The sequence below is a fragment of the Kaistella jeonii genome, assembly GCF_000812865.1.
GTDB lineage: Bacteria > Bacteroidota > Bacteroidia > Flavobacteriales > Weeksellaceae > Kaistella > Kaistella jeonii.
In genome coordinates this window covers 398,936-418,562 of record NZ_JSYL01000002.1, presented here as the reverse complement: position 1 = coordinate 418,562, position 19,627 = coordinate 398,936, and the positions used below count along the sequence as shown (strand labels likewise).

Annotated in this window: 19 protein-coding genes; 14 read left to right on the top strand and 5 right to left on the bottom strand. The window is 33.9% G+C overall.

Annotation, left to right across the window (positions count from 1 at the left end; all coding sequences use genetic code 11):
• Positions 1 to 64: 64 nt before the first annotated feature.
• The 8 genes from OA86_RS04570 (at position 65) to OA86_RS04535 (ending at position 5,897) form a co-directional block, all read left to right on the top strand.
• On the top strand, positions 65 to 682 hold the full coding sequence (locus OA86_RS04570) for a hypothetical protein (protein ID WP_039349499.1): 618 nt from the start codon (positions 65 to 67) through the stop codon (positions 680 to 682).
• A 54-nt stretch (positions 683 to 736) separates the two neighbouring features.
• Positions 737 to 931: a four helix bundle protein gene (locus tag OA86_RS04565; protein ID WP_052257383.1), complete on the top strand. Its 195-nt coding sequence runs from the start codon at positions 737 to 739 to the stop codon at positions 929 to 931.
• A 209-nt stretch (positions 932 to 1,140) separates the two neighbouring features.
• The gene (locus tag OA86_RS04560; protein WP_039349498.1) at positions 1,141 to 1,431 is read left to right on the top strand and encodes a winged helix-turn-helix domain-containing protein; all 291 of its coding nucleotides are present in this window, start codon (positions 1,141 to 1,143) and stop codon (positions 1,429 to 1,431) included.
• Positions 1,432 to 1,506: 75 nt separating this feature from the next.
• Positions 1,507 to 2,886, top strand: coding sequence for a DUF4153 domain-containing protein (locus OA86_RS04555; protein ID WP_039349495.1), 1,380 nt, complete (start codon positions 1,507 to 1,509; stop codon positions 2,884 to 2,886).
• 1 nt (position 2,887) lies between these two features.
• Positions 2,888 to 3,415 carry a hypothetical protein gene (locus OA86_RS15240; protein WP_169743940.1) on the top strand — a complete coding sequence of 176 codons (528 nt, stop codon included), beginning with the start codon at positions 2,888 to 2,890 and terminating at the stop codon, positions 3,413 to 3,415.
• A 99-nt stretch (positions 3,416 to 3,514) separates the two neighbouring features.
• Entirely contained in the window at positions 3,515 to 4,018 is a 504-nt protein-coding gene (locus OA86_RS04545; RefSeq protein ID WP_039349491.1) for a hypothetical protein, read from the top strand.
• A 398-nt stretch (positions 4,019 to 4,416) separates the two neighbouring features.
• Positions 4,417 to 5,163 carry an AAA family ATPase gene (locus OA86_RS04540; protein ID WP_052257381.1) on the top strand — a complete coding sequence of 249 codons (747 nt, stop codon included), beginning with the start codon at positions 4,417 to 4,419 and terminating at the stop codon, positions 5,161 to 5,163.
• Entirely contained in the window at positions 5,163 to 5,897 is a 735-nt protein-coding gene (locus OA86_RS04535) for a YggS family pyridoxal phosphate-dependent enzyme (protein WP_039349490.1), read from the top strand. The genes OA86_RS04540 and OA86_RS04535 overlap by 1 nt, the downstream gene beginning before the upstream one ends.
• 102 nt (positions 5,898 to 5,999) lie before the next feature.
• On the opposite strand, the gene OA86_RS04530 is transcribed toward OA86_RS04535, so the two are convergent.
• From OA86_RS04530 to tilS, 3 genes are all read right to left on the bottom strand, one after another.
• Entirely contained in the window at positions 6,000 to 6,800 is an 801-nt protein-coding gene (locus OA86_RS04530) for an alpha/beta hydrolase (RefSeq protein ID WP_039349488.1), read from the bottom strand.
• 170 nt (positions 6,801 to 6,970) lie between these two features.
• Positions 6,971 to 9,064 (bottom strand): protein-disulfide reductase DsbD family protein, encoded by a 2,094-nt coding sequence (locus OA86_RS04525; RefSeq protein WP_039349486.1) that lies wholly within the window; start codon positions 9,062 to 9,064, stop codon positions 6,971 to 6,973.
• 26 nt (positions 9,065 to 9,090) lie between these two features.
• On the bottom strand, positions 9,091 to 10,398 hold the full coding sequence (gene tilS, locus OA86_RS04520) for a tRNA lysidine(34) synthetase TilS (protein ID WP_039349484.1): 1,308 nt from the start codon (positions 10,396 to 10,398) through the stop codon (positions 9,091 to 9,093).
• An 89-nt stretch (positions 10,399 to 10,487) separates the two neighbouring features.
• Here tilS and OA86_RS04515 point away from each other — a divergent pair, with 89 nt between their 5' ends.
• From OA86_RS04515 to OA86_RS04495, 5 genes are all read left to right on the top strand, one after another.
• Positions 10,488 to 11,324 carry an OmpA/MotB family protein gene (locus OA86_RS04515; protein WP_039349481.1) on the top strand — a complete coding sequence of 279 codons (837 nt, stop codon included), beginning with the start codon at positions 10,488 to 10,490 and terminating at the stop codon, positions 11,322 to 11,324.
• A 99-nt stretch (positions 11,325 to 11,423) separates the two neighbouring features.
• Positions 11,424 to 12,071: an O-methyltransferase gene (locus tag OA86_RS04510; RefSeq protein ID WP_039349479.1), complete on the top strand. Its 648-nt coding sequence runs from the start codon at positions 11,424 to 11,426 to the stop codon at positions 12,069 to 12,071.
• A 16-nt stretch (positions 12,072 to 12,087) separates the two neighbouring features.
• Positions 12,088 to 12,798 (top strand): C40 family peptidase, encoded by a 711-nt coding sequence (locus OA86_RS04505; RefSeq protein ID WP_039349476.1) that lies wholly within the window; start codon positions 12,088 to 12,090, stop codon positions 12,796 to 12,798.
• Between the two features lie 127 nt (positions 12,799 to 12,925).
• On the top strand, positions 12,926 to 14,164 hold the full coding sequence (locus OA86_RS04500) for a 3-deoxy-D-manno-octulosonic acid transferase (protein WP_039349473.1): 1,239 nt from the start codon (positions 12,926 to 12,928) through the stop codon (positions 14,162 to 14,164).
• A 253-nt stretch (positions 14,165 to 14,417) separates the two neighbouring features.
• Complete coding sequence (locus OA86_RS04495) at positions 14,418 to 15,059, top strand: sigma-70 family RNA polymerase sigma factor (protein ID WP_039349470.1); 642 nt, start codon at positions 14,418 to 14,420, stop codon at positions 15,057 to 15,059.
• 7 nt (positions 15,060 to 15,066) lie between these two features.
• Here the strand turns inward: OA86_RS04495 and OA86_RS04490 are convergent, their stop codons facing one another.
• Both OA86_RS04490 and OA86_RS04485 read right to left on the bottom strand, forming a co-directional pair.
• Complete coding sequence (locus OA86_RS04490) at positions 15,067 to 15,678, bottom strand: hypothetical protein (RefSeq protein WP_039349467.1); 612 nt, start codon at positions 15,676 to 15,678, stop codon at positions 15,067 to 15,069.
• Positions 15,678 to 16,430, bottom strand: coding sequence for a glycosyltransferase family 2 protein (locus tag OA86_RS04485; protein WP_039349464.1), 753 nt, complete (start codon positions 16,428 to 16,430; stop codon positions 15,678 to 15,680). The genes OA86_RS04490 and OA86_RS04485 overlap by 1 nt, the downstream gene beginning before the upstream one ends.
• Positions 16,431 to 16,527: 97 nt before the next feature.
• Here OA86_RS04485 and OA86_RS04480 point away from each other — a divergent pair, with 97 nt between their 5' ends.
• Complete coding sequence (locus tag OA86_RS04480; RefSeq protein ID WP_039349461.1) at positions 16,528 to 19,497, top strand: leucine--tRNA ligase; 2,970 nt, start codon at positions 16,528 to 16,530, stop codon at positions 19,495 to 19,497.
• Positions 19,498 to 19,627 lie beyond the last annotated feature (130 nt).

Here is a 19,627-nt window from a genome sequence, read left to right as displayed (position 1 = left end):
TATTATAAAAAACAATACAGACTTATCAAAAAATAATATAACTTTGCAGTTCAAAGTACTTTTTATGGAGTCAAAAAATTTTCATGATGATCTTTCCCACATCCGAACGATGATGGAGAGAAGTTCCCGATTTATTTCACTCAGTGGACTTTCTGGAGTTTTCGCCGGAATGGCTGCTTTGATTGGAGTAACTTATGTTTATTTTCTTTTTCAACGAAACGGAATTGATTATTTTGCAGGAAGAAAAAATATTTTTCAACCAGAGCTAATTTGGCATTTGATCGCTGTAGGAATCGCAGTTTTAGTTATTGCAGTTTTGTCGGGATATTTTTTTACCGCAAGAAAAAGCAAAGAAAAAAATATTAAGATCTGGGACAAAACTACGCAGCGACTTCTCGCTAATTTTGCACTTCCCTTATTTGTCGGTGCAATTTTCTGTGTAGCATTACTTTATCATCAATTGTATGTGCTGATTGCACCTGCAACTTTAATTTTTTATGGACTGGCTTTGGTGAGCGCAGAAAGATATACGTTGACCGATGTAAAATATTTGGGATTTTTGGAAATATTTTTAGGACTGATTTCCTTATTTTTCCTTGGTTGGGGATTGGTTTTCTGGGCGGTTGGATTTGGAATTTTGCATATAATTTATGGAATTGTGATGTATAAGAAGTATAAGTAATTGGTTAGTTATTCAGTTAAATGGTTTTTGAAGTAGTTGTATAAATTTATTTTGATGGGAAGTATTATTTCTTTTAAAGATTTGATTGTTTGGCAAAAAATACATTTTTTAGTTTTCGGAACATATAACTTCACTATGATTTTTCCAAAAAGGGGAAGTTTTTGCGTTAACAAGTCAGATAGGAAGAGTAGTAGTTTTCTTGCCGCAAATACTGCTGAAGGTCTTAAAAAAAAGACTTTAGCAAATTAACTGAACTATATTTCATAGCTGAAGGTTCATTAGAGCAAGAAAAATATTTCTTACAAAAGATTCAATATAATGATGAAGAAAAATATGAAAATTTAAATACAATTAGTGAAGAAATCTCAAAATTGATAAATGAATATCCTAAAACTATAAAAAAAATTAAGGTCAAAAGCATTTAATAATTAATTCAAATACTACACAACTTTTTAGTAATGATCAACATTAACCAACTTAACAAAGAATTCGAAAGTCGGGTGCGATTAGGCATCATGTCGGTTTTGATGGTGAATGACTGGATCGACTTTACGGAGATGAAAAATCTTCTGGAAATTACAGATGGCAATTTAGCCAGTCACAGCAATGCGTTAGAAAAATCAAATTATATCGAAATAAAAAAAGAATTCGTCGGTAAAAAAACAAGAACCTCTTATCGTGTGACGAACTCTGGAAGAAAAGCTTTCGAAGACCATTTGAACGCCTTAGAAAAACTCATCGGAAAGTAAAACTCTTTTTTTTATCTTTTAACTTTGAAAAACAAAGTACTTTGAAATAAAATAATTAATATTAAAATCAAAATAATGAAAAAACACCACTTAATTTTGCTCACTACCGCATTATTTATCACGCTTTTCTACGGCGAAACAGCAATCGGAATTAATCTGGGGATTCTAGGAATTTCCTATTCAATTATCCTGCTGGTCGAAACACCAAAACAAAAATGGTCCCGAAATTTCCTCCTTCTTTTTGTCATCACCATATTTTCCAGTTGTGCTTTTGCCTGGTTTGGAGATTTTATTTCCGGACTTGCTCTTTTTACATCTCTATTTTTATTCGCTTTAAAAGCAAAAAATCGAGAATTGAAATCGCTTCTTGTAATTCCACTTTTCCTCGCAAATTTCATCACTTTTATTGGTAGATTTTTTAAGTTTGACGAGTGGTTTCCGAGGAAAAAAACGTCTGGAATGACGCAAAAGATCATTTCAGTTTTTGTAATTCCTTTCGTCTTCATAGCTATTTTCTTCGGAGTTTACTCTTTGGGAAGTGATCATTTTTCCAGCTTTTTTTCTAAGTGGGAATTTGATCTTAATCTTTGGGAATTTTTCTGGATTACTGTTTTAGGATTTTTTCTGGCCTTTACAGTTTGGAATTTCAAAATCTATGATTTGCTTTTCAACTTTAATCATCAGCTTAAAAATGATTTTGTGAACGAGGATATTACGCAAAAACCCACGTATTCTTTTTTGGATCTTAATGCCGAAAGAAAAAGTGGAGTAGTTTCATTTATTGCTTTAAATCTGCTGCTTTTAATTTTTATTGTAACCTTTAATTATGAACAGTTTGTAGAGATCTCGAAAAATCCCAACCAACTTTCCGCCGAAACGCACGAAAGAGTAAACGCAGTAATTTTATCGATCATCCTGGCAATTTGCGTGATCATGTTTTATTTTAAAGGAAATTTTAATTTTGATATCGAATCAAAATCTTTAAAAATATTAGCAAAAATCTGGATCCTACTCAATGCCGTTTTAGTGATTTCTGCAGTGACAAAAAATGCTGAATACATTCTGAATTTCGGTTTAACCTATAAGAGACTTGGAGTTTATGCGTTCTTGATTTTAGCACTCATCGGTTTGATTCTTACTTTTTATAAAATTCACTTCAGAAAAACAAATGCCTTTCTTTTCAACCAAATGTTTTGGTATTTTTATGGTACAATGTTAGTTTGTAGTTTCGTCAATTGGGGCGGAATTATTACCGGTCACAATATGGGCAGAAAAGATTTTGCTTTAAATTATCACCAAACCAACATTGATTACAGTGAAAAACAATTGCTGAACTATGCAAAACAAACCAAAAATGAAACATTGCGGAAACAACTTTTATTGGAAATAGAACTTAAACGCGAAGATTCTTTCCTCTCAAAAACTTTATATTATGAAACAACTCCATCGAAATAAAATGAAAATAGTACTTGTTCTATTACCATTTCTAATTTTGTCCTGCACAAAAAAAGAAGCGTTGATTTCCAGCTCATCAAACCAGGATTCCATGAAAACAACCAATCAAAACGAAGTAATAGATCCGGCTGATTCTTTGCCCGGAGTTGTAAATGTTCCCACAACCATTAAACCGAAAGAAATCTCAAAAACCTTCCGCGTAATCGATGGCGACAGCATCATTAAAACCATCAATGGCGACATGATTCCGCTCACCATCGACGATGAATTCACGACAGATCACCAGAAATTCATTTTGAAGATCAAAAACTTTAAAGGAAAAAAAATCGCTGGAAAAGTCACCTCAAAAAATTCAGATATGAATATTCGTTTCAATCAGATCAAATTCGCAAACGGCACTTTCGACGGACCTTTTGGTAGTGATATTGCGGCAGAAATTGATAAACCTGGCGAGATCTGGTTGATCATCGGTAAAAATTTAATGGCAGATGGAAAGCCAACCGGTAAATTCTCCGTCAGTTTAAAATAGAAATTGAGCTTTTATAAGGTTCCACAATAGTTAATCTTATGTTAAACGGCTTGATTGGTCTGATTTCTGGATAAGAGGCTTTAATTAAATAATAAAATTATGAAAAATATATTTTTATCTGCGATCGTTGCCACTGCAACATTAGCGAGTTGTTCTACGGTTTCTTCCATTTTACAGAATACTTTTCCCTACACCGCGACGGTTTTGGTGACTGCAGGTTCTTCTGCAAACGTACAGTTGTCCAATATTTCCGTTGCGCAAAGCATTAATCAAATTACCGATTCCGGTGCAAATGTGAAAGATATTCGCGTGACAAATGCCACGGTTTCTGTAGATTCAAACAGTAGTATGGGAATGTTCAGTTCTGTTAAAATATATATTTCCAATGGTGGAAGCAACGAGACTTTAGTCGCTTCAAGAGAATCCATTCCCGATAATGTAGGAAGTTCACTTTCTCTGGATGTCAACTCTTCTCAAAAATTCGATAAAGTGATGAAATCTGGTAATGTGCAGGCAAAAATGGTTTACGTTTTGAAAAAATCTCCAACCTCTGATGTTTCTGTAAAAACGTCAATTGGATTCAATAGCGTTCCTGTAAAATAATTTATTTTTTAGGAGCAAGACAGTATTTATTTGGCTCCAAGATTGTTTCCGGCTGTCCGCTGCAATCTTTTTGCTTAGGCAAAAAGGATTTCCACTTCCATCCGGGCTAGAATAAAGATCATTTTTTCTTATAAAATTAACCAGCAGTAATTATTGCTGGTTATTTTTTTAAAAACAGATTTTGAAGGTTTTATATAGTTGCTTTGAAAGTTTTATATATTTTACTGTTGATAGAACTGTTTTCAATGTCATTTTATTAATGTTTAATAACTAAAAAATATTTCTCTGTGTAAATCTGTGATATCAGTGAGAAAAAAAGCAGTGCTTATTTAATCCGCTCTGCATTTTATATTTCTCCGATATCGGGCAATCTCACTTATCTTCCCTAAATTTGACTTATGAATGTATTCGACCTTATCATTACCGACAAAGAAGTAGTTTCTCTGGAAGATGTTTTCTTGAATAAATACAATCACCAAAACATAAAGCAACTCATCAAAGAACATCAATATGTTGATGAACTCACCAAATACGGTTTGCCTGTCAATAATAAAATTCTCCTGCAGGGACATTCCGGTTGCGGAAAAACCAAGACGGCAAAAGCAATCGCACATTCCCTCGGAAAACCCATTCTCATTTTAAATCTGAGTAATATCGTAAGTTCCAGAATTGGAGAAACCAGCCAAAACCTCAAACAAATTTTTGATAAAGCAGCCCGCGAAAAAGCTGTACTTTTCTTAGATGAATTCGACCAGATCGGAAAAGAAAGAGGAAACGACGATAAAGATGTGGGCGAAATGCGACGATTGGTCAACACTATTATTCAGCTTATCGATTATTATCCAGCAAACGCTTTGCTCATCGCAGCAACGAATCATGCTGAAATTATTGACCAGGCTTTATTACGACGTTTTCAGTTGCGCATCAATTTTGAAATGCCAAATGCTGAAGTTTTAGATAAGTATTATGACAAGATTTTGCGTCCTTTTCCAGCAGAGATGCAAAACTTTGAACGGCAGTACAATATTTCTTTTGCCGAGGCCAAAGATTACAGTTACACCAAAATTAAATCTTTATTGATTGATAAATTTGAGCAACTTGATAAGCTAGATCAATTAGAAAAACTGGAAAAATCTGTAGAATAATGGCAGAATCTATTTTAGAAAACTTAGCCGTAATTCTGAAAAGAATAGAAAATTCTTGTCGACAAAGCAATCGTAATCCGAATGAAGTTCGTTTATTGTTGGCTACGAAAACAGTTTCTGCAGATTATATTAAAATTGCAATCGAAGCCGGTCAAACCTTAATTGCAGAAAATAAAGTTCAGGAAGCAAAAGAGAAATACGAATCGTTGAGATTAATTCCGCACGAAAGCCATTTTATCGGACATCTTCAAACCAATAAAATTAAAGACCTTCTAAAGTGTGATATTTCCTGCATTCAAACACTCGATCGTTTGGATTTGGCACAAAAACTTCATAATCGATTATTGTACGAAAACAAAACGATGGAAGTTCTGATTCAAGTCAATACTTCTAATGAAGACAGCAAATTTGGTACATACCCAGATCAAGCTATCGAACTCATTCGGCAAGTTGCTGAACTGGAAACTTTAAAAATAAAAGGATTAATGACGATTGGTTTATTTACCGCGGAAACAGAAGAAGTTCGAAAATGTTTCAAATTGCTCAAAAAAATTCAACAGGAAACGATTTCTCTCAATATCCCAAATGTTGAAATGAAAGAATTATCGATGGGAATGAGTGGTGATTTAGAAACGGCAATCGAAGAAGGTTCAACAATCGTAAGAGTTGGAACTGCTATTTTTGGACAAAGAATTTATCCCGACAGTTATTATTGGAACGAGAACAAGGACTAATTAATTCTATTTAATTCAACAAAAAAATAACCGACAATCACTGCCGGTTATTATTATATCAAGATTGTAAGTCTATTTTCTATTAGTCTATCCTCTTTTCATCTATCTCGCAATCATCTTATTCATACTCGCCAGGATTTTGGCACTTTCATATTTCAAGCCATATAAATGTTCACCACTGAATTCTATAAATTCTTTTGGTTCAGTTGCGTTCGAAAAAACCACCATTCCCTGTGCAAAAGGAACATCCTTGTCTTCTTTACTGTGAATGAAAAGTTTTGGAATTTTCGTGACAGATTTTATATCTTCCTTCGCAGCATAAGGCGAGACGAAACTGTTTTCTAAATAAGCTTTGTATTCAGGTGCATAAACTGCAGCAATATCGCCAAATGAAGAGATGGTCCCTTCTAAAACCAATCCAGTGATTTCATCTTGATGGGTTTTTGCCAAATGTGCCGCGATCTGGGTTCCAATAGAAGCTCCGTAAATAATTTTCTTCGTGTCTTTTATTCCTTCTTTTTTTGACACAAAGCTGAAGATCTTTTCTCCATCTTCTGCAATGTTTTTATGAGTTGGTATTCCTGTAGATTTTCCATAACCACGGAAATCGATTAGTACGACTTGAAAGTTATCTTTCAACAAAGGTGTAATGATGGGTGCATAAGAAGTTACATTTCCACCTGCGCCATGAAAATAAAATACCGTCGCTTTTGGTTTCGCATTGGATTTCAAAATGACCGCATTGATGGTATCATTTTCCACTGCAAATTTTACATTTTCAACGTTTGTCCACTCAATCGGTTTCAGTGCTTTTCCAGGATAATAAAATTTGTCATCCATTTGCGCGTTGATGAAAATGACTTTGGTAACAAGTAAGATAAGTAATAATAGTTTTGTCTTCATTTTGTTTATTTATAGTGCGAAGGTAAAGGGCTTGCTTTATTTCTCAAAAATAATAATACTCAACGGTAATTTTTATATTCCGAATCGTTTTTTTTTAAGAAAATCGTAAGATTTGTCCAAAAAAATAACCGACAATCACTGCCGGTTATTTTTATATCAAGACTAGAAGTCTATTTTTTATTTTTCTTGAAATATTCAATCCCGCATTCCAGGAATTTTTTGAAATCCTCTTTCGGCATATAACCAGAGATCGGCGTATTGATCACTTTCCCATCTGGAGTTACCAGAACATAATGCGGCTGCGAATTATTATTGAAATTAATTTGCTGAAACAAACTCCATTTGTCACCAATCGTTTTTACTTTTTTCTTTTGTCCATTTCCCATATCGATTGACGTTTGCTCTCTTTCCGGCAAAGCTTCTTTGTCATCAACATAAAGAGAAGCGAGAACAATTTCGTTCTGTAAAATCGGTAAAATATCGGGTTCGCTCCACACGAATTCTTCCATTTTACGACAGTTTTCACAACCATATCCTGTAAAGTCAATCAAAACTGGTTTATTTTCTTTTTTCGCAAGTTCGATTGCTTTGAAATAATCATGTTCTGGATGCATTCCTAAAATACCATCTTTTTCGTCGTGAAGATAACTAACATTAATCGGAGGCAAAATTCCACTTAAATATTGCAGTTTCGGACGTTCTCCTGGAAATAATCCCTGAATTAGATAAATGATAAATCCGATTCCTAAAACGCCAATAACTTTTCTCGTTGTAGAGATCTTCGCTTTTTTATCATCATGTGGAAATCTAATTTTCCCAAACAGATAAAGAACCAAACCAATAGAAATTAAAATCCATATTGCGATGAATAATTCTCTTTTAAGGAAGAATGTTTTTGAAACCAGATCTGCTTTTGATAAGAATTTCAAAGCCAAACCTAGCTCGATAAAACCTAAGAAAACTTTCACGGTATTCATCCAGCCGCCAGATTTCGGTAAACTTTGCAAAGCTTGCGGAAACAATGCCAACAATCCGAAAACGATAGCCCAGCTTAATCCAAATCCTGCCAAAGCAAACGTCAATAACATTGGAATATCTGCGGAACCTGTTAATGAACTTCCTAATAAACTCCCTAAAATCGGACCGGTACATGAAAATGACACGATCACCAAAGTTAAAGCCATAAAAAAGATCCCGATAATTCCACCTGCATCTTCTGCTTTGGAAGATTTATTCGCAATGGAACTTGGTAAGGTGATGTCGTAATAACCGAAGAAACTTCCGGCGAAAAATATAAAAATGATGAAGAAGACAACATTCAACCAAACACTCGTAGAAATTTGATTGAAAACATTTCCGGCAATTCCATCAATAATATGGAATGGAACGCTTAATAATACAAAGATTAAGAAGATAAAAAAGCCGTAAATAAATGCATCTCTTTTTCCTTTCGCTTTGTCTTTTGAACCTTTTGTAAAGAATGAGACCGTTAAAGGAATCATTGGAAATACGCATGGAGTCAATAAAGCGATCAATCCACCGAAAAATCCTAATAATAAATAAGTCCAGAAATTCTCAGAATTTTTTTCCTGTGCAATTCCGCAATCCGTTTCTGGATGCATGAAATTGATGGAAGCTACTTTCAAACCTTCCTGTTTTGTTTCAACTTTAGGATATTTAGGAGCTAGAACGGTTCCGGTTTTGCCTGAATTTGTTACATAAAAAGAATCTCCTGCTTTTGCAGTTTCATTTTTGATATCATTAGATTTATCTTCTGTTGGAATTTCTTTCGCTGCAGTCGCGGTCGGACTGACTTTCTGATCAAATTCTAAAGTATTTGGAGCCAGACAAACGCGGTCGTTACAGGTTTGATAGGTGATTTCTGCAGAAACAGTTGCCGGTTTTGCACCATTCTTCAATTTAAATTTTTGCTTAAACTGAACTAAATCTGAATAATAAACGATTTGTGCACCGAAAGCTTCAGAAAACTCATCGTGTTTTTTACCAACTTCTATAACTTTTCCGATGAGGTCGATTCCCTCTTTGGAAGTCAGTTTCATTTGGGTCGGAATCCCTGAATCTGCCGGTAGATCCTGAGAATAAATGTGCCATTTAGGTTCGATCGTCGCAGTTAAGACTGCTTCGTATTCATTGTTCGGCAGCGAATTGATATTGTATTTGAATTTGACGGGATCTTTAATTTGTGCCTTAATTCCCTGAAAAAGGAAAAGGACAATTAGAATAAACCAATTTTTAAATTTCATTTTTTACTTTACTTTTTAGCGACTTATCATCGCTGTAATTTTACCTTAATAATTTCTTTAGATTCTTTCGTTGCAGCAAATCTTCGGTCCTGGCGAAAAGGAAGAATGCCCAAAACATCGTTGTTTCCATCGCACAAAAGCCAGATTTTTTGCTGGGCTAAAATAGGAATTTTTTCATCCTTAAAAAACTTTGAGATTTTCTTTTTACCTATCATTCCAATAGGATAAAGAATATCGCCTTCTTTTTTAGGTCTTAATTTTAAAGGAAACTGAACTTTTTCCGCATCAAATTTCCAGTTAAAACTTCCGAGTTTTTTTATTTCTGACTTTATAGGTTCGGGGAAATTCAATTCATTTGCATTATTTAATTCTAAAATAATTTCTTCAGGATCAACTTCTTCATCTTCATTTTCGAGTTTTCTTAAAATTAAAGTTTCGCGGTCGATCGTCAATTGATATTCATTAGAAATGAAAATTTTTCCAACTTCTCCTTTTCTGATTTTTCTAATTTCTTTTTCTTCTGAAAAACCGTATTTCCGCAGGATCTCAAACTGAATGTATTCGCTTTGTTTGAAGAACGAATATTTATTTATAGTGAGATACGAATCATTTTCAGAGATAGTTTCCTTTTCGATTTTTAAAACCTGCTCCTGAACAAAATCTTTCGTCTGATTTAAGTAAGAAATGCTTTTTCCAAAATTTTCCAGGAAGTTTTTATTTGTTTCCAAGAGCTGCGGCACAACTTCATTTCGGATTTTATTCCTGAGATAATCGTTTTTTTGATTGGAGACGTCTTCGCGGAATTCAATATTATTTTCTTTCGCAAAAGCATAGAGTTCTACTTTGGAATATTGAAGAAGCGGTCTTAAAATTTTATGATCATTCGCCGGGATTCCGCTCAACCCTTTAATTCCAGATGCTTTTGAAAGATTGATGATAAAAGTTTCCAGTTGATCATTCAAATGATGCGCAGTAACTATAAAATCTATGTTTTCTTCCTCTTGAATTTTTCGAAAAAACTCATAACGCAAACTTCTCGCCCAATCCTGAATTGAATTTTTAGGTTGATTATCTTTCTCAGCAACTTCGTAAAGATGAAAGGGGATTTCACTTTTTTTACAAAGGTCTTCAACCAAGCTTCGATCTTCATCAGAATCTCTTCCACGTAATTTGTAATTAATATGGGTAACTTCAAAATGCACATCTGCACTTTCGAAGAGATACAGCAAAACCATAGAATCGACACCGCCACTTACGGCGAGTAGAAATTTAGCTTGTCGATAATCGGGGAAAAGTTTCTCCAAAGATTGCTGAAAAGTCTTTAAATTAAGCAATTTTTAAGGTTTTTTTAAGGAATATTTAGCAAAGATAATTCTTCTATCTAAATTGCTTTCTCTATTTTTGAATCATTAAATAGTAAATTATGAATATAGGAAAAATCGGAGCGATTCTGGGAGTTGCAGTAATGCTAACTTCTTGTGTAAGCCAAAAAAAGTTTGATGCTTTAAATGAAAATTACAATACGTGTATTACCAATGTTGGTGAGAGACAGCGTGAGATTCAGGATCTGAAAGGCGTTAACTCTGGATTGTCTAGTGAGAATGCACTTTTGAAAGGTCAGAATGATGCATTAAAATCTTCGCTTGATGCTTGTTTATCGAACAGTGGAAAAGGTTCTGCTAACATTGATAAATTGATTGGAGAGATCAACTCTTCCAACAAATACATCAAACAGTTGATTTCTACCAATTCAAAGAACGACAGTTTGAATTTAGCTTTGTCCAATAAACTAAAACGTTCGCTGGATAATATCGCAGATGGTGATGTTCAGGTGAAAGTTTTGAAAGGAGTGGTTTTAATCTCTTTGTCTGACAACATGTTGTACAAAACAGGAGACTACAATGTTTTACCTGCTGCACAGGATGTTTTAGGAAAAGTAGCGAAGGTGATCAACGATTATGACACTTATTCTGTATTGATCGAAGGTAATACTGATAATGTTCCTTTGAATGCTTCAACTTTACCAAAAGACAACTGGGATCTTTCAGCTTTGAGAGCAACTTCAATGGCTAAAATTTTACAAACCAAATTTGGCGTGAATCCGGCGAGAATTACTGCGGGAGGACGAAGTGAATATAACCCGAAAACGACAAACGCATCGGTTTCTGGAAGAGCGGAAAACAGAAGAACGGAGATCATCATCATGCCTAAGTTAGATGAATTCATGAAATTAATGGATATTGCACCGGTGAAAAACTAAGCAATTATCTTTTAGATATTGATAAAACGTTGTTAGAGCTTCATGTTCTGGCAACGTTTTTTATTTTAAATGTTTAAATTTGAATTAAATTATTATTAAATGAGTTTTTTTGAAGAAAAATGCCCGGAAATGGATCGCTATCTGGAAAATCATACCTCTTCAGAACCGGAAATTTTGAAAAGATTGCGAAAAGAAACTTTTCAAAAAACGACACAACCGCATATGCTCTCCGGATCTTTGCAAGGAAGATTTCTGGCTATTCTTTCAAAAATGAGTAATCCGACAAACATTCTGGAGATAGGAACTTTTACAGGTTATGCCACCTTATGTTTAGCAGAAGGTTTAGCAAAAGAAGGTAAAATAACTACTTTAGATGTAAATGAAGAATTGGCTTATTTACCCAGAAAATATTTTCTAGAAAGTAAATTTTCCAATCAAATAGATTTTCAGCTAAAAGATGCAAAAGTATTTTTAAAAGAAACTGGTGAAGTATTCGATTTTGTTTTCATCGATGCGGATAAAGAAAATTATGTAGAATATTTTAAACTCATCAAAGCCAGAATAAAAAGTGGTGCGGTTATAATTTTTGACAATGTTTTATGGTACGGAAAAGTTTTGGAAGAAAATTCAAAGCAAAAATCTACGTTAATTATACAGGAATTGAATGAGATGGTCTCAAAAGATGAGGATTTTGAAAATCTTATTTTACCTTTGCGAGACGGTCTTCATTTAATTCAAAAAAAATAAAACTTTAGAACCAAGCATGGATAAAGGAATTTGTACAGTTTCAGTTGCTGCAATTCGGGCAGAACAATCGCATCGGTCAGAAATGACGTCACAGATTTTGTATGGAGAAACGGTAGATATTCTTGAAAAATCAGCGAAATTCATTAGGATAAAAATGCATTTCGATGGTTATGAAGGCTGGATGGATGCGCAACAGATTGCTGAAATTTCTGAAGAATATTTCCTTGAAAGAAAAACTGAATTGGTCAAGAATACTTTACAAACTTATAACACTTCACAAGGTGTAATTCTTTTATCGATAGGAAGTGAAGTGAATTCTGAAAAAACGGAGCATTCTTTTTTAAAAGTGGAAACTGTTTCAGAAACTGCCCAAAAATTTCTAAATGTTCCTTATCTCTGGAGCGGAAGAAGCTTTTTCGGTATTGATTGCAGTGGTTTTACCCAATTAATTTATAAAGTTCACGGAATTTCGTTGCCTCGAGAATCTCATCAGCAAGCAGAAATTGGCGAAGTTTTGAGTTTTGTCGAAGAAAGTAAACCTGGGGATTTAGCTTTTTTTGAAAATTCCGAAGGACAAATTACCCATGTTGGAATGATGCTGAGTAATAGCGAAATCATTCATGCTTACGGAAAAGTTCGTATTGATTCTCTGGACTCGACGGGGATTTTCAATAAAGAATTAAATAAGCATACTCATAAACTTCGGTTTTTGAGAAGTCTATTTTAAATTGAATAATGGTTGCGATCTCAAAACGATAAGTTGTTTGCCAACTATCTCGAATATAAGTAAAATTGCCTTGTTCAGCGCTATTGCTTTTGAAACTATAAAAAACTTTTTCAAATTTTTATAATTAATGTTTGTTTACAATTTATTTATTCGTCTGCTCATTTCTGCCATGAAAATTGGGGCTATTTTTAATTATAAATTAAAGAAAAGTTTAGCGGGACGAAGACAAAGTTGCGCTATTGTAAAATCTAAGATTTCCCCGGACGATAAAGTGATCTGGATGCATGCAGCAAGTTTGGGCGAATATGAACAGGGACTTCCTGTACTGGAAAAACTAAAAATTAAATTCCCAAGTCATAAAATATTGATCACTTTTTTTTCACCGTCAGGATATGATAATGTCATCAAAAAAAATACAATTGCAGATGCGATCTGTTTTTTGCCTTTTGATACGGAAGATTGGGTGAAAGAATTTACGTCCAACTTTAAAACAGATATTTTCTTTACTGTAAAATACGATTACTGGTATCATTTATTAGAAAATTTAAAAAATAAGGGTGCAAAAATATTTGTGGTTTCTGCCCTTTTTTATGAAACTCAAATATTCTTTAAAGCTTATGGAAGCTGGTTCGTCAATCAACTGAAAAAGAATGTGGACTGGTTTTTTCATCAAACGAAACATTCTACTGCTTTGGCGAAAGGAATTGGCTTAAAGAATTCTTCAACATCAGGAGATACGCGTTTCGACAGGGTAAAACAACTTCGAGATGGCGACAATTTGGTAAAATATATTGAAGAATTCAAACAAAACAAAACGACATTGATCTTTGGAAGTTCCTGGGAATCTGAAGAGAGACTTGCAGAAATTATCGCCTCAAAAAATAAGGAGGTAAAATTGATCATTGTGCCACATGACTTAAAAAGGGTCGAACGTTTACAAAGTATTTTCCCGAATGCAATACTTTACTCGCAACATGAAAATACTCCGGAACTGAAATATATGAACAGTCAGGTTTTAATTATCGACTGTATCGGATTGCTTTCTAAAATTTATTCTTACGGAAACTTAGCAATTGTCGGCGGCGGTTTTCATTCAAAAGGTCTTCACAATATTTTGGAAGCAGCAACATTTGGAATTCCGGTTTTCTTCGGAAATCAATACACCAAGAATCCTGAAGCCGACGAAATGATCGCCCGAAATGGTGGAAAATCTTTCGAAGATGAATTTTTTGCGGCGCCTTATATTTTAGGTTTGCTAAATGATGAAACTTCTTTACGGAAGATGGGAAATAATGCCCGAAATTTTATTGAAGAGCAGCCTGTTTCTTCTCAAATTATCCTGGATCAGATTCTTAAAAGATTATAGATTTAAAAATTTTGTAACCTTTTAGCTTCAATCGGACTCTATTACAATAGAAATCGATGATCAAACACATCTTTTGTATTCTAAACTGACTTTCATAAAGCCAAAATGCGGGTATAAGTAATTTAAATTTGGCTAAGGATAATTGTTTATCTTTGGTAATAAGCTGGAAAGTTGCACTTTATGCGTTGATTTTTTGATAGTTGCGATTTCTGCTTTCTAATGATCTGTTCAATTTAATAATCGATTAAACCAGATGGAAACTCAAGCACAATATTCAGATCAGGAATTAATTCAAAAGATTTTGGGAAAAGAATCGGGACTTTTTGAAATAGTTATCCGAAGAAATAATCCTTTTTTATATCGGATCGGGAAAATGTATCATTTCAGTCACGAAGATACGCAGGATTTAATGCAGGATTCGTATGTTCAGGCTTATACGCATCTCAGTCAGTTTGAAAACAGATCCTCTCTTAAAACCTGGCTCTCGAAAATTATGGTTCATGAATGTTACCGAAAATCGAAGAAGTTTGAAACTACTCATACAGAATCTCTCGATAATAATCTGACGCTTTTAGAAAAAAAAGGCACTCTAGAAACTACTCATAAGGTTATGAACACAGAACTTAATAGCATAATCGAAAAAAGTTTGCTTCATATTCCGGAGGATTACAGAACCACGTTTACATTGCGCGAAATTAATGGATTAAGCGTTTCGGAAACAGCAGAGATTTTAGGAATTACCGAAAGTAACGTGAAAGTTCGCCTAAACCGAGCAAAAACTTTTCTTAGAGCCGAGATCGAAAAATCTTACAATAAAGAGGAGATTTTCGAATTCAATCTAATTTATTGTGATGATATGGTGAATAGAGTCATGAATAAGATCGCTTCAATTTGAAGATTATTTATCTGAGCAGTCCTTCGCCTTTGATTCCTTTTAAAATTTGATCAATTTCTTCAGGAATATTTTCGGGTTCGAGCCAGCTTAAAAATAATCCGTTATGAAGCGTTAATTGTTCCAGACTTTTATTCTGGATGATTTGTTTTTCAACTTCTTCAAAATTTTCTCTCAAATCTAAATAGTAATCTGGATCTAATTTCTTGGTTAAAACTAAAGACCGAAAAATTTTATTGAGGAGATAAATGTACAATTTATAGTGATCACCAGTTTTTGGTACGTTTTTTAAAGTTTCGCTGATCAATAAAAGCGTTAAAGAAACTTCACCAAATTTATCAGTTGTTATTTTTACGTGTTCTGTTATTTTAGCGCTAATTTTCCGAATTCCTGGAAGGAAATATTTAGTTCGTCCAAACCTTTTTGCAACAATAGAAATTTCTTCTTTAATTGAAATCTCCATCTGATTTCGTTTATCATCGGCAGTTTCTGGGTCGATCAATTCGAAATATAATCGGTGTGATAAAATCCGGTCTTTTTTAAGCAAACGGATGATCAGTTTGTCTTTTTCGCCAGAAGTAAAATTGGAGATCGCCTCTTTAAATTCTTTTGAATACTCCATTAATTAAACATTTTAGAATATTTCATAAATCCGTTTAAAGCCCAGTTTATGGTGTAATACCAGGATTTCAAAGTAGAAAAATGCATGTAATCCTTGTAAACTAAATATTGATCTTTCATTATATTGGTCTTCTTTCTGGAGATGCTGCTTGAATGCATTCTGTATTTTGCCATGGTTTTGTTAAGCGGTTTTCCGACGGGAATTTTCTTTAATAAATTCAACCACATTACGTGATCTTCTCTTTTGCTTCCGGCTGGAAAAAATTCTTTTCCTACTCTTTCAGAATCGTACATTGAACTTAATAATGACAGACGACAAGTTTTCAATAAATTATTAAAAGTCACCTCTTTATCAGCGTTGAAATCTGCAATTTTCGGATTTAAATTTTCATCACATCGCGCATAGTTAGAATAGGCGATTTCAGCCTTTTCTTTTTTCATGAATGCGATCATTTCCTTTAAAAAATTCGGTTCCCAAAAATCATCAGCATCTAAAAAGGTAATATATTTTCCTGAAGCTTTTTCTAATGATAAATTCCGTGCGTGACCTGCACCGCCATTTTCTTTTGCGACGGTGAGAACAATTCTTGGATCATTAATTTTCTTAATAATTTCAACAGAATCATCCGAGGAGCAATCATCGGTAATAAGCCATTCCCAATCAGTAAAATTTTGAGTGAGAACCGATTGAATGGTCTCATCTAAAAATTTTCCAGAATTATAACAAGGCGTGATGATCGAAACTTCGGGCATTTTAAATTGGTCTTTTGTGGCACAAATTTACAATATTTAGTTACATTCAAAAATTCGTTGTAAAACCTTAAATTTGTGACTTATTTAAATTTAAGAAATGTTTTACGACCATAAAAAGATAGAAAAAGACTGGCAGAAATTCTGGGAAGAAAATCAAACCTACAAAACTACAGACAAGACTGATAAACCGAAATTCTATGTTTTAGATATGTTTCCTTATCCTTCAGGAGCAGGTTTGCATGTGGGACATCCATTAGGTTACATTGCCTCAGATATTTATGCACGTTATAAAAGACATGAAGGATTCAATGTTTTGCACCCGATAGGTTATGACTCTTTCGGACTTCCGGCGGAACAATATGCCATTCAAACCGGTCAACATCCTGCGGTAACAACCGAAGAAAATATTGCGCGCTACGAACAGCAGATGCGTAAAATTGGTTTTTCATTTGACTGGAGTCGCGAATTGAGAACTTCCGATGCTTCTTATTACAAATGGACGCAATGGATATTCATTCAGCTTTTTGATTCGTGGTATAATAAATCGACCGATAAAGCGGAACCGATCTCTGAATTGATGCAACATTTCGAAAATGAAGGAAGTCAAAATTTATTAGCATTTCAAAATGACCAGTTAAATTTCACTTCAGAAGAGTGGAAGAGTGCTTCTGAATTAGATCAACAAAATATTTTATTAAATTATCGTCTGGCTTATCGAGCTGAAACAACTGTGAACTGGTGTCCAGGATTGGGAACTGTTTTAGCAAATGATGAGGTAAAAGATGGAAAATCTGAAAGAGGAAGTTTCCCTGTTTTCCAAAAGAAAATGATGCAGTGGAGCATGAGAATTACTGCTTACTCTGAAAGATTGTTGAAAGGTTTACAAAATTTAGACTGGCCACAACCTTTGAAAGATGCGCAGGAATACTGGATCGGAAAATCTCAGGGAGCGATCGTAACTTTTGATGTTGAAGATTCTGTAGAAAAAATTTCAGTTTTCACCACGCGTCCGGACACCATTTTTGGAGCAACCTTTATCGTTTTAGCGCCGGAAAATCCTTTAGTTGAAAATTTAACGATTGAAGGTCAAAAAGAAGAAGTTGAAAATTATATTGAACAAACTTCGAAGAAAACGGAGCGGGATCGTATGTCTGACGTGAAAAACGTGAGCGGCGCCTTCACCGGAACTTATGCTTTGAATCCCTTTACCAATCAGGAAATGCCAATTTATATTTCCGATTATGTTTTGATGGGTTATGGAACTGGAGCGGTAATGGCGGTTCCTGCGCATGATGAACGGGATCATCGTTTTGCGAAGAAATTCGATTTGAATATTGTAAACGTTATTGAAAACGATAATGATATTCAGCAAGAGTCTTTTGATTCGAAAGATTCGGTTTGTGTGAATTCAGAATTTTTGAATGGATTAAAATATGATGAAGCCAAATCATTAATTATCGCCGAAATAGAAAAGAAAAATATCGGTCACGGCACAACAAATTACAGACAGAGAGATGCTATTTTTTCCCGTCAAAGATATTGGGGAGAACCTGTTCCTATTTATTATAAGGATGGAATGCCGTATTCTTTGCCGATTTCTGCGCTTCCTTTAGAACTTCCGGAAGTTGAAAAATATTTGCCGACTGAAGATGGCGATCCACCTTTAGGAAACGCTAAAACATTTGGTTGGGATGAAGCGAATCAAAAAATTGTGTCCACAGACTTAATTGATGATGAGAATGTTTTCCCTTTAGAATTATCGACAATGCCTGGTTGGGCAGGAAGTTCCTGGTATTTTCTAAGATATATGGATCCGAATAACAAAGAAGTTTTCACCGATAAAAATCTTTCAGATTATTGGGGACAAGTTGATCTCTATATTGGCGGAAGTGAACATGCGACCGGACATTTATTGTATTCCCGTTTCTGGAATATGTTTATGAAAGACCGAGGTTACATTAATCATGAAGAACCATTTAAAAAACTCATCAATCAAGGAATGATTTTGGGGATGAGCGCGATGCCAATTATCGCGATTCCAAAAATTCACAATTTAGATGTTGAAAAATTTTATGAATTCAATGCAAAAAATATATTTGTATCAAAAGATTTAATTCCAAAAGTCGACCATGAATATTTGTTGTCAGAATTAGATATTAATCTAGTTGATGAATTAAAGGATTTGATGGGATTAAATAATTTTAGTGAAAATGAATTGTATGCTTTTGCGTTTCAGCCATTAGAATTACATATTCCAGTTGAATTTCTGTCTTTATCAAATGAGATTGATTTTAATAAAACTAATTCAGATTACAGACTTTTCAATTTAGAAAAAAGTTGTATTAAAAATTTAGAAGGCAAATTTATAGCACATCGTGAAGTTGAAAAAATGTCCAAATCAAAATATAATGTGGTCAATCCGGATGATATTTGTGAGGAATATGGTGCCGACTGTTTGCGTTTGTACGAAATGTTCTTAGGACCTCTAGAACAGTCAAAACCCTGGAATACGCAAGGTTTGAGTGGAGTTTATGGCTTTTTGAAAAAGTTTTATAATCTTTACTATAATGAAGATGTTCTAGAAATTTCCGAAGAAGAACCAACCAAGGAAGAATATAAAATCCTGCACACTTTAATTAAAAAAGTAGTTGCCGATATTGCGAATTTCTCCTTTAATACTTCGGTCTCTTCATTTATGATCGCAGTGAATGAATTTCAGAAACTGAAAACGAACAAGAGGAAAATTCTGGAATCTTTGGCAATCGTCGTTTCTCCTTACGCGCCTCATATTTGTGAAGAGTTATGGCGCAATTTGGGACACAACACTTCGATTGAGTTTGAGAAATTCCCTGAATTTGAAGGCAAATATTTGGTAGAAGATGAAATTCAATATCCGGTAAGTTTTAATGGGAAGATGAAATTCAAACTGGCGCTTCCTTCAGATTTAACTGCCGTCGAAATTGAAGAAATTGCTTTAAAAGAGGAGCGTGTTTTACAACAACTTGCCGGAAATCATCCTAAAAAAATCATCATAGTCCCAAAAAAAATCATTAATATTGTTTTTTAAACAAATAATAAAAAATATTTTACTGTAAGTAATCGTAAAATAAAGTCTATTATGCTTTCAAATTTTTAAAAGTATTTTTAAAATCCAAAATTATAATCAAAATTCAATTCATATTTTACAAATTCTGTAA

What these genes read in the sequence shown, in the direction of transcription:
- OA86_RS04515 (WP_039349481.1), top strand. Translation starts at nt 10,488, where the DNA reads ATGAATATAGGAAAAATCGGAGCGATTCTGGGAGTTGCAGTAATGCTA.
- OA86_RS04570 (WP_039349499.1), top strand. Translation starts at nt 65, where the DNA reads ATGGAGTCAAAAAATTTTCATGATGATCTTTCCCACATCCGAACGATG.
- OA86_RS04490 (WP_039349467.1), bottom strand. Translation starts at nt 15,678, where the DNA reads ATGGAGTATTCAAAAGAATTTAAAGAGGCGATCTCCAATTTTACTTCT.
- OA86_RS04560 (WP_039349498.1), top strand. Translation starts at nt 1,141, where the DNA reads ATGATCAACATTAACCAACTTAACAAAGAATTCGAAAGTCGGGTGCGA.
- OA86_RS04525 (WP_039349486.1), bottom strand. Translation starts at nt 9,064, where the DNA reads ATGAAATTTAAAAATTGGTTTATTCTAATTGTCCTTTTCCTTTTTCAG.
- OA86_RS04540 (WP_052257381.1), top strand. Translation starts at nt 4,417, where the DNA reads ATGAATGTATTCGACCTTATCATTACCGACAAAGAAGTAGTTTCTCTG.
- OA86_RS04530 (WP_039349488.1), bottom strand. Translation starts at nt 6,800, where the DNA reads ATGAAGACAAAACTATTATTACTTATCTTACTTGTTACCAAAGTCATT.
- OA86_RS04535 (WP_039349490.1), top strand. Translation starts at nt 5,163, where the DNA reads ATGGCAGAATCTATTTTAGAAAACTTAGCCGTAATTCTGAAAAGAATA.
- OA86_RS04500 (WP_039349473.1), top strand. Translation starts at nt 12,926, where the DNA reads ATGTTTGTTTACAATTTATTTATTCGTCTGCTCATTTCTGCCATGAAA.
- OA86_RS04510 (WP_039349479.1), top strand. Translation starts at nt 11,424, where the DNA reads ATGAGTTTTTTTGAAGAAAAATGCCCGGAAATGGATCGCTATCTGGAA.
- OA86_RS04495 (WP_039349470.1), top strand. Translation starts at nt 14,418, where the DNA reads ATGGAAACTCAAGCACAATATTCAGATCAGGAATTAATTCAAAAGATT.
- OA86_RS04480 (WP_039349461.1), top strand. Translation starts at nt 16,528, where the DNA reads ATGTTTTACGACCATAAAAAGATAGAAAAAGACTGGCAGAAATTCTGG.
- OA86_RS04565 (WP_052257383.1), top strand. Translation starts at nt 737, where the DNA reads ATGGGAAGTATTATTTCTTTTAAAGATTTGATTGTTTGGCAAAAAATA.
- OA86_RS04555 (WP_039349495.1), top strand. Translation starts at nt 1,507, where the DNA reads ATGAAAAAACACCACTTAATTTTGCTCACTACCGCATTATTTATCACG.
- OA86_RS04545 (WP_039349491.1), top strand. Translation starts at nt 3,515, where the DNA reads ATGAAAAATATATTTTTATCTGCGATCGTTGCCACTGCAACATTAGCG.
- OA86_RS04485 (WP_039349464.1), bottom strand. Translation starts at nt 16,430, where the DNA reads ATGCCCGAAGTTTCGATCATCACGCCTTGTTATAATTCTGGAAAATTT.
- OA86_RS15240 (WP_169743940.1), top strand. Translation starts at nt 2,888, where the DNA reads ATGAAAATAGTACTTGTTCTATTACCATTTCTAATTTTGTCCTGCACA.
- OA86_RS04505 (WP_039349476.1), top strand. Translation starts at nt 12,088, where the DNA reads ATGGATAAAGGAATTTGTACAGTTTCAGTTGCTGCAATTCGGGCAGAA.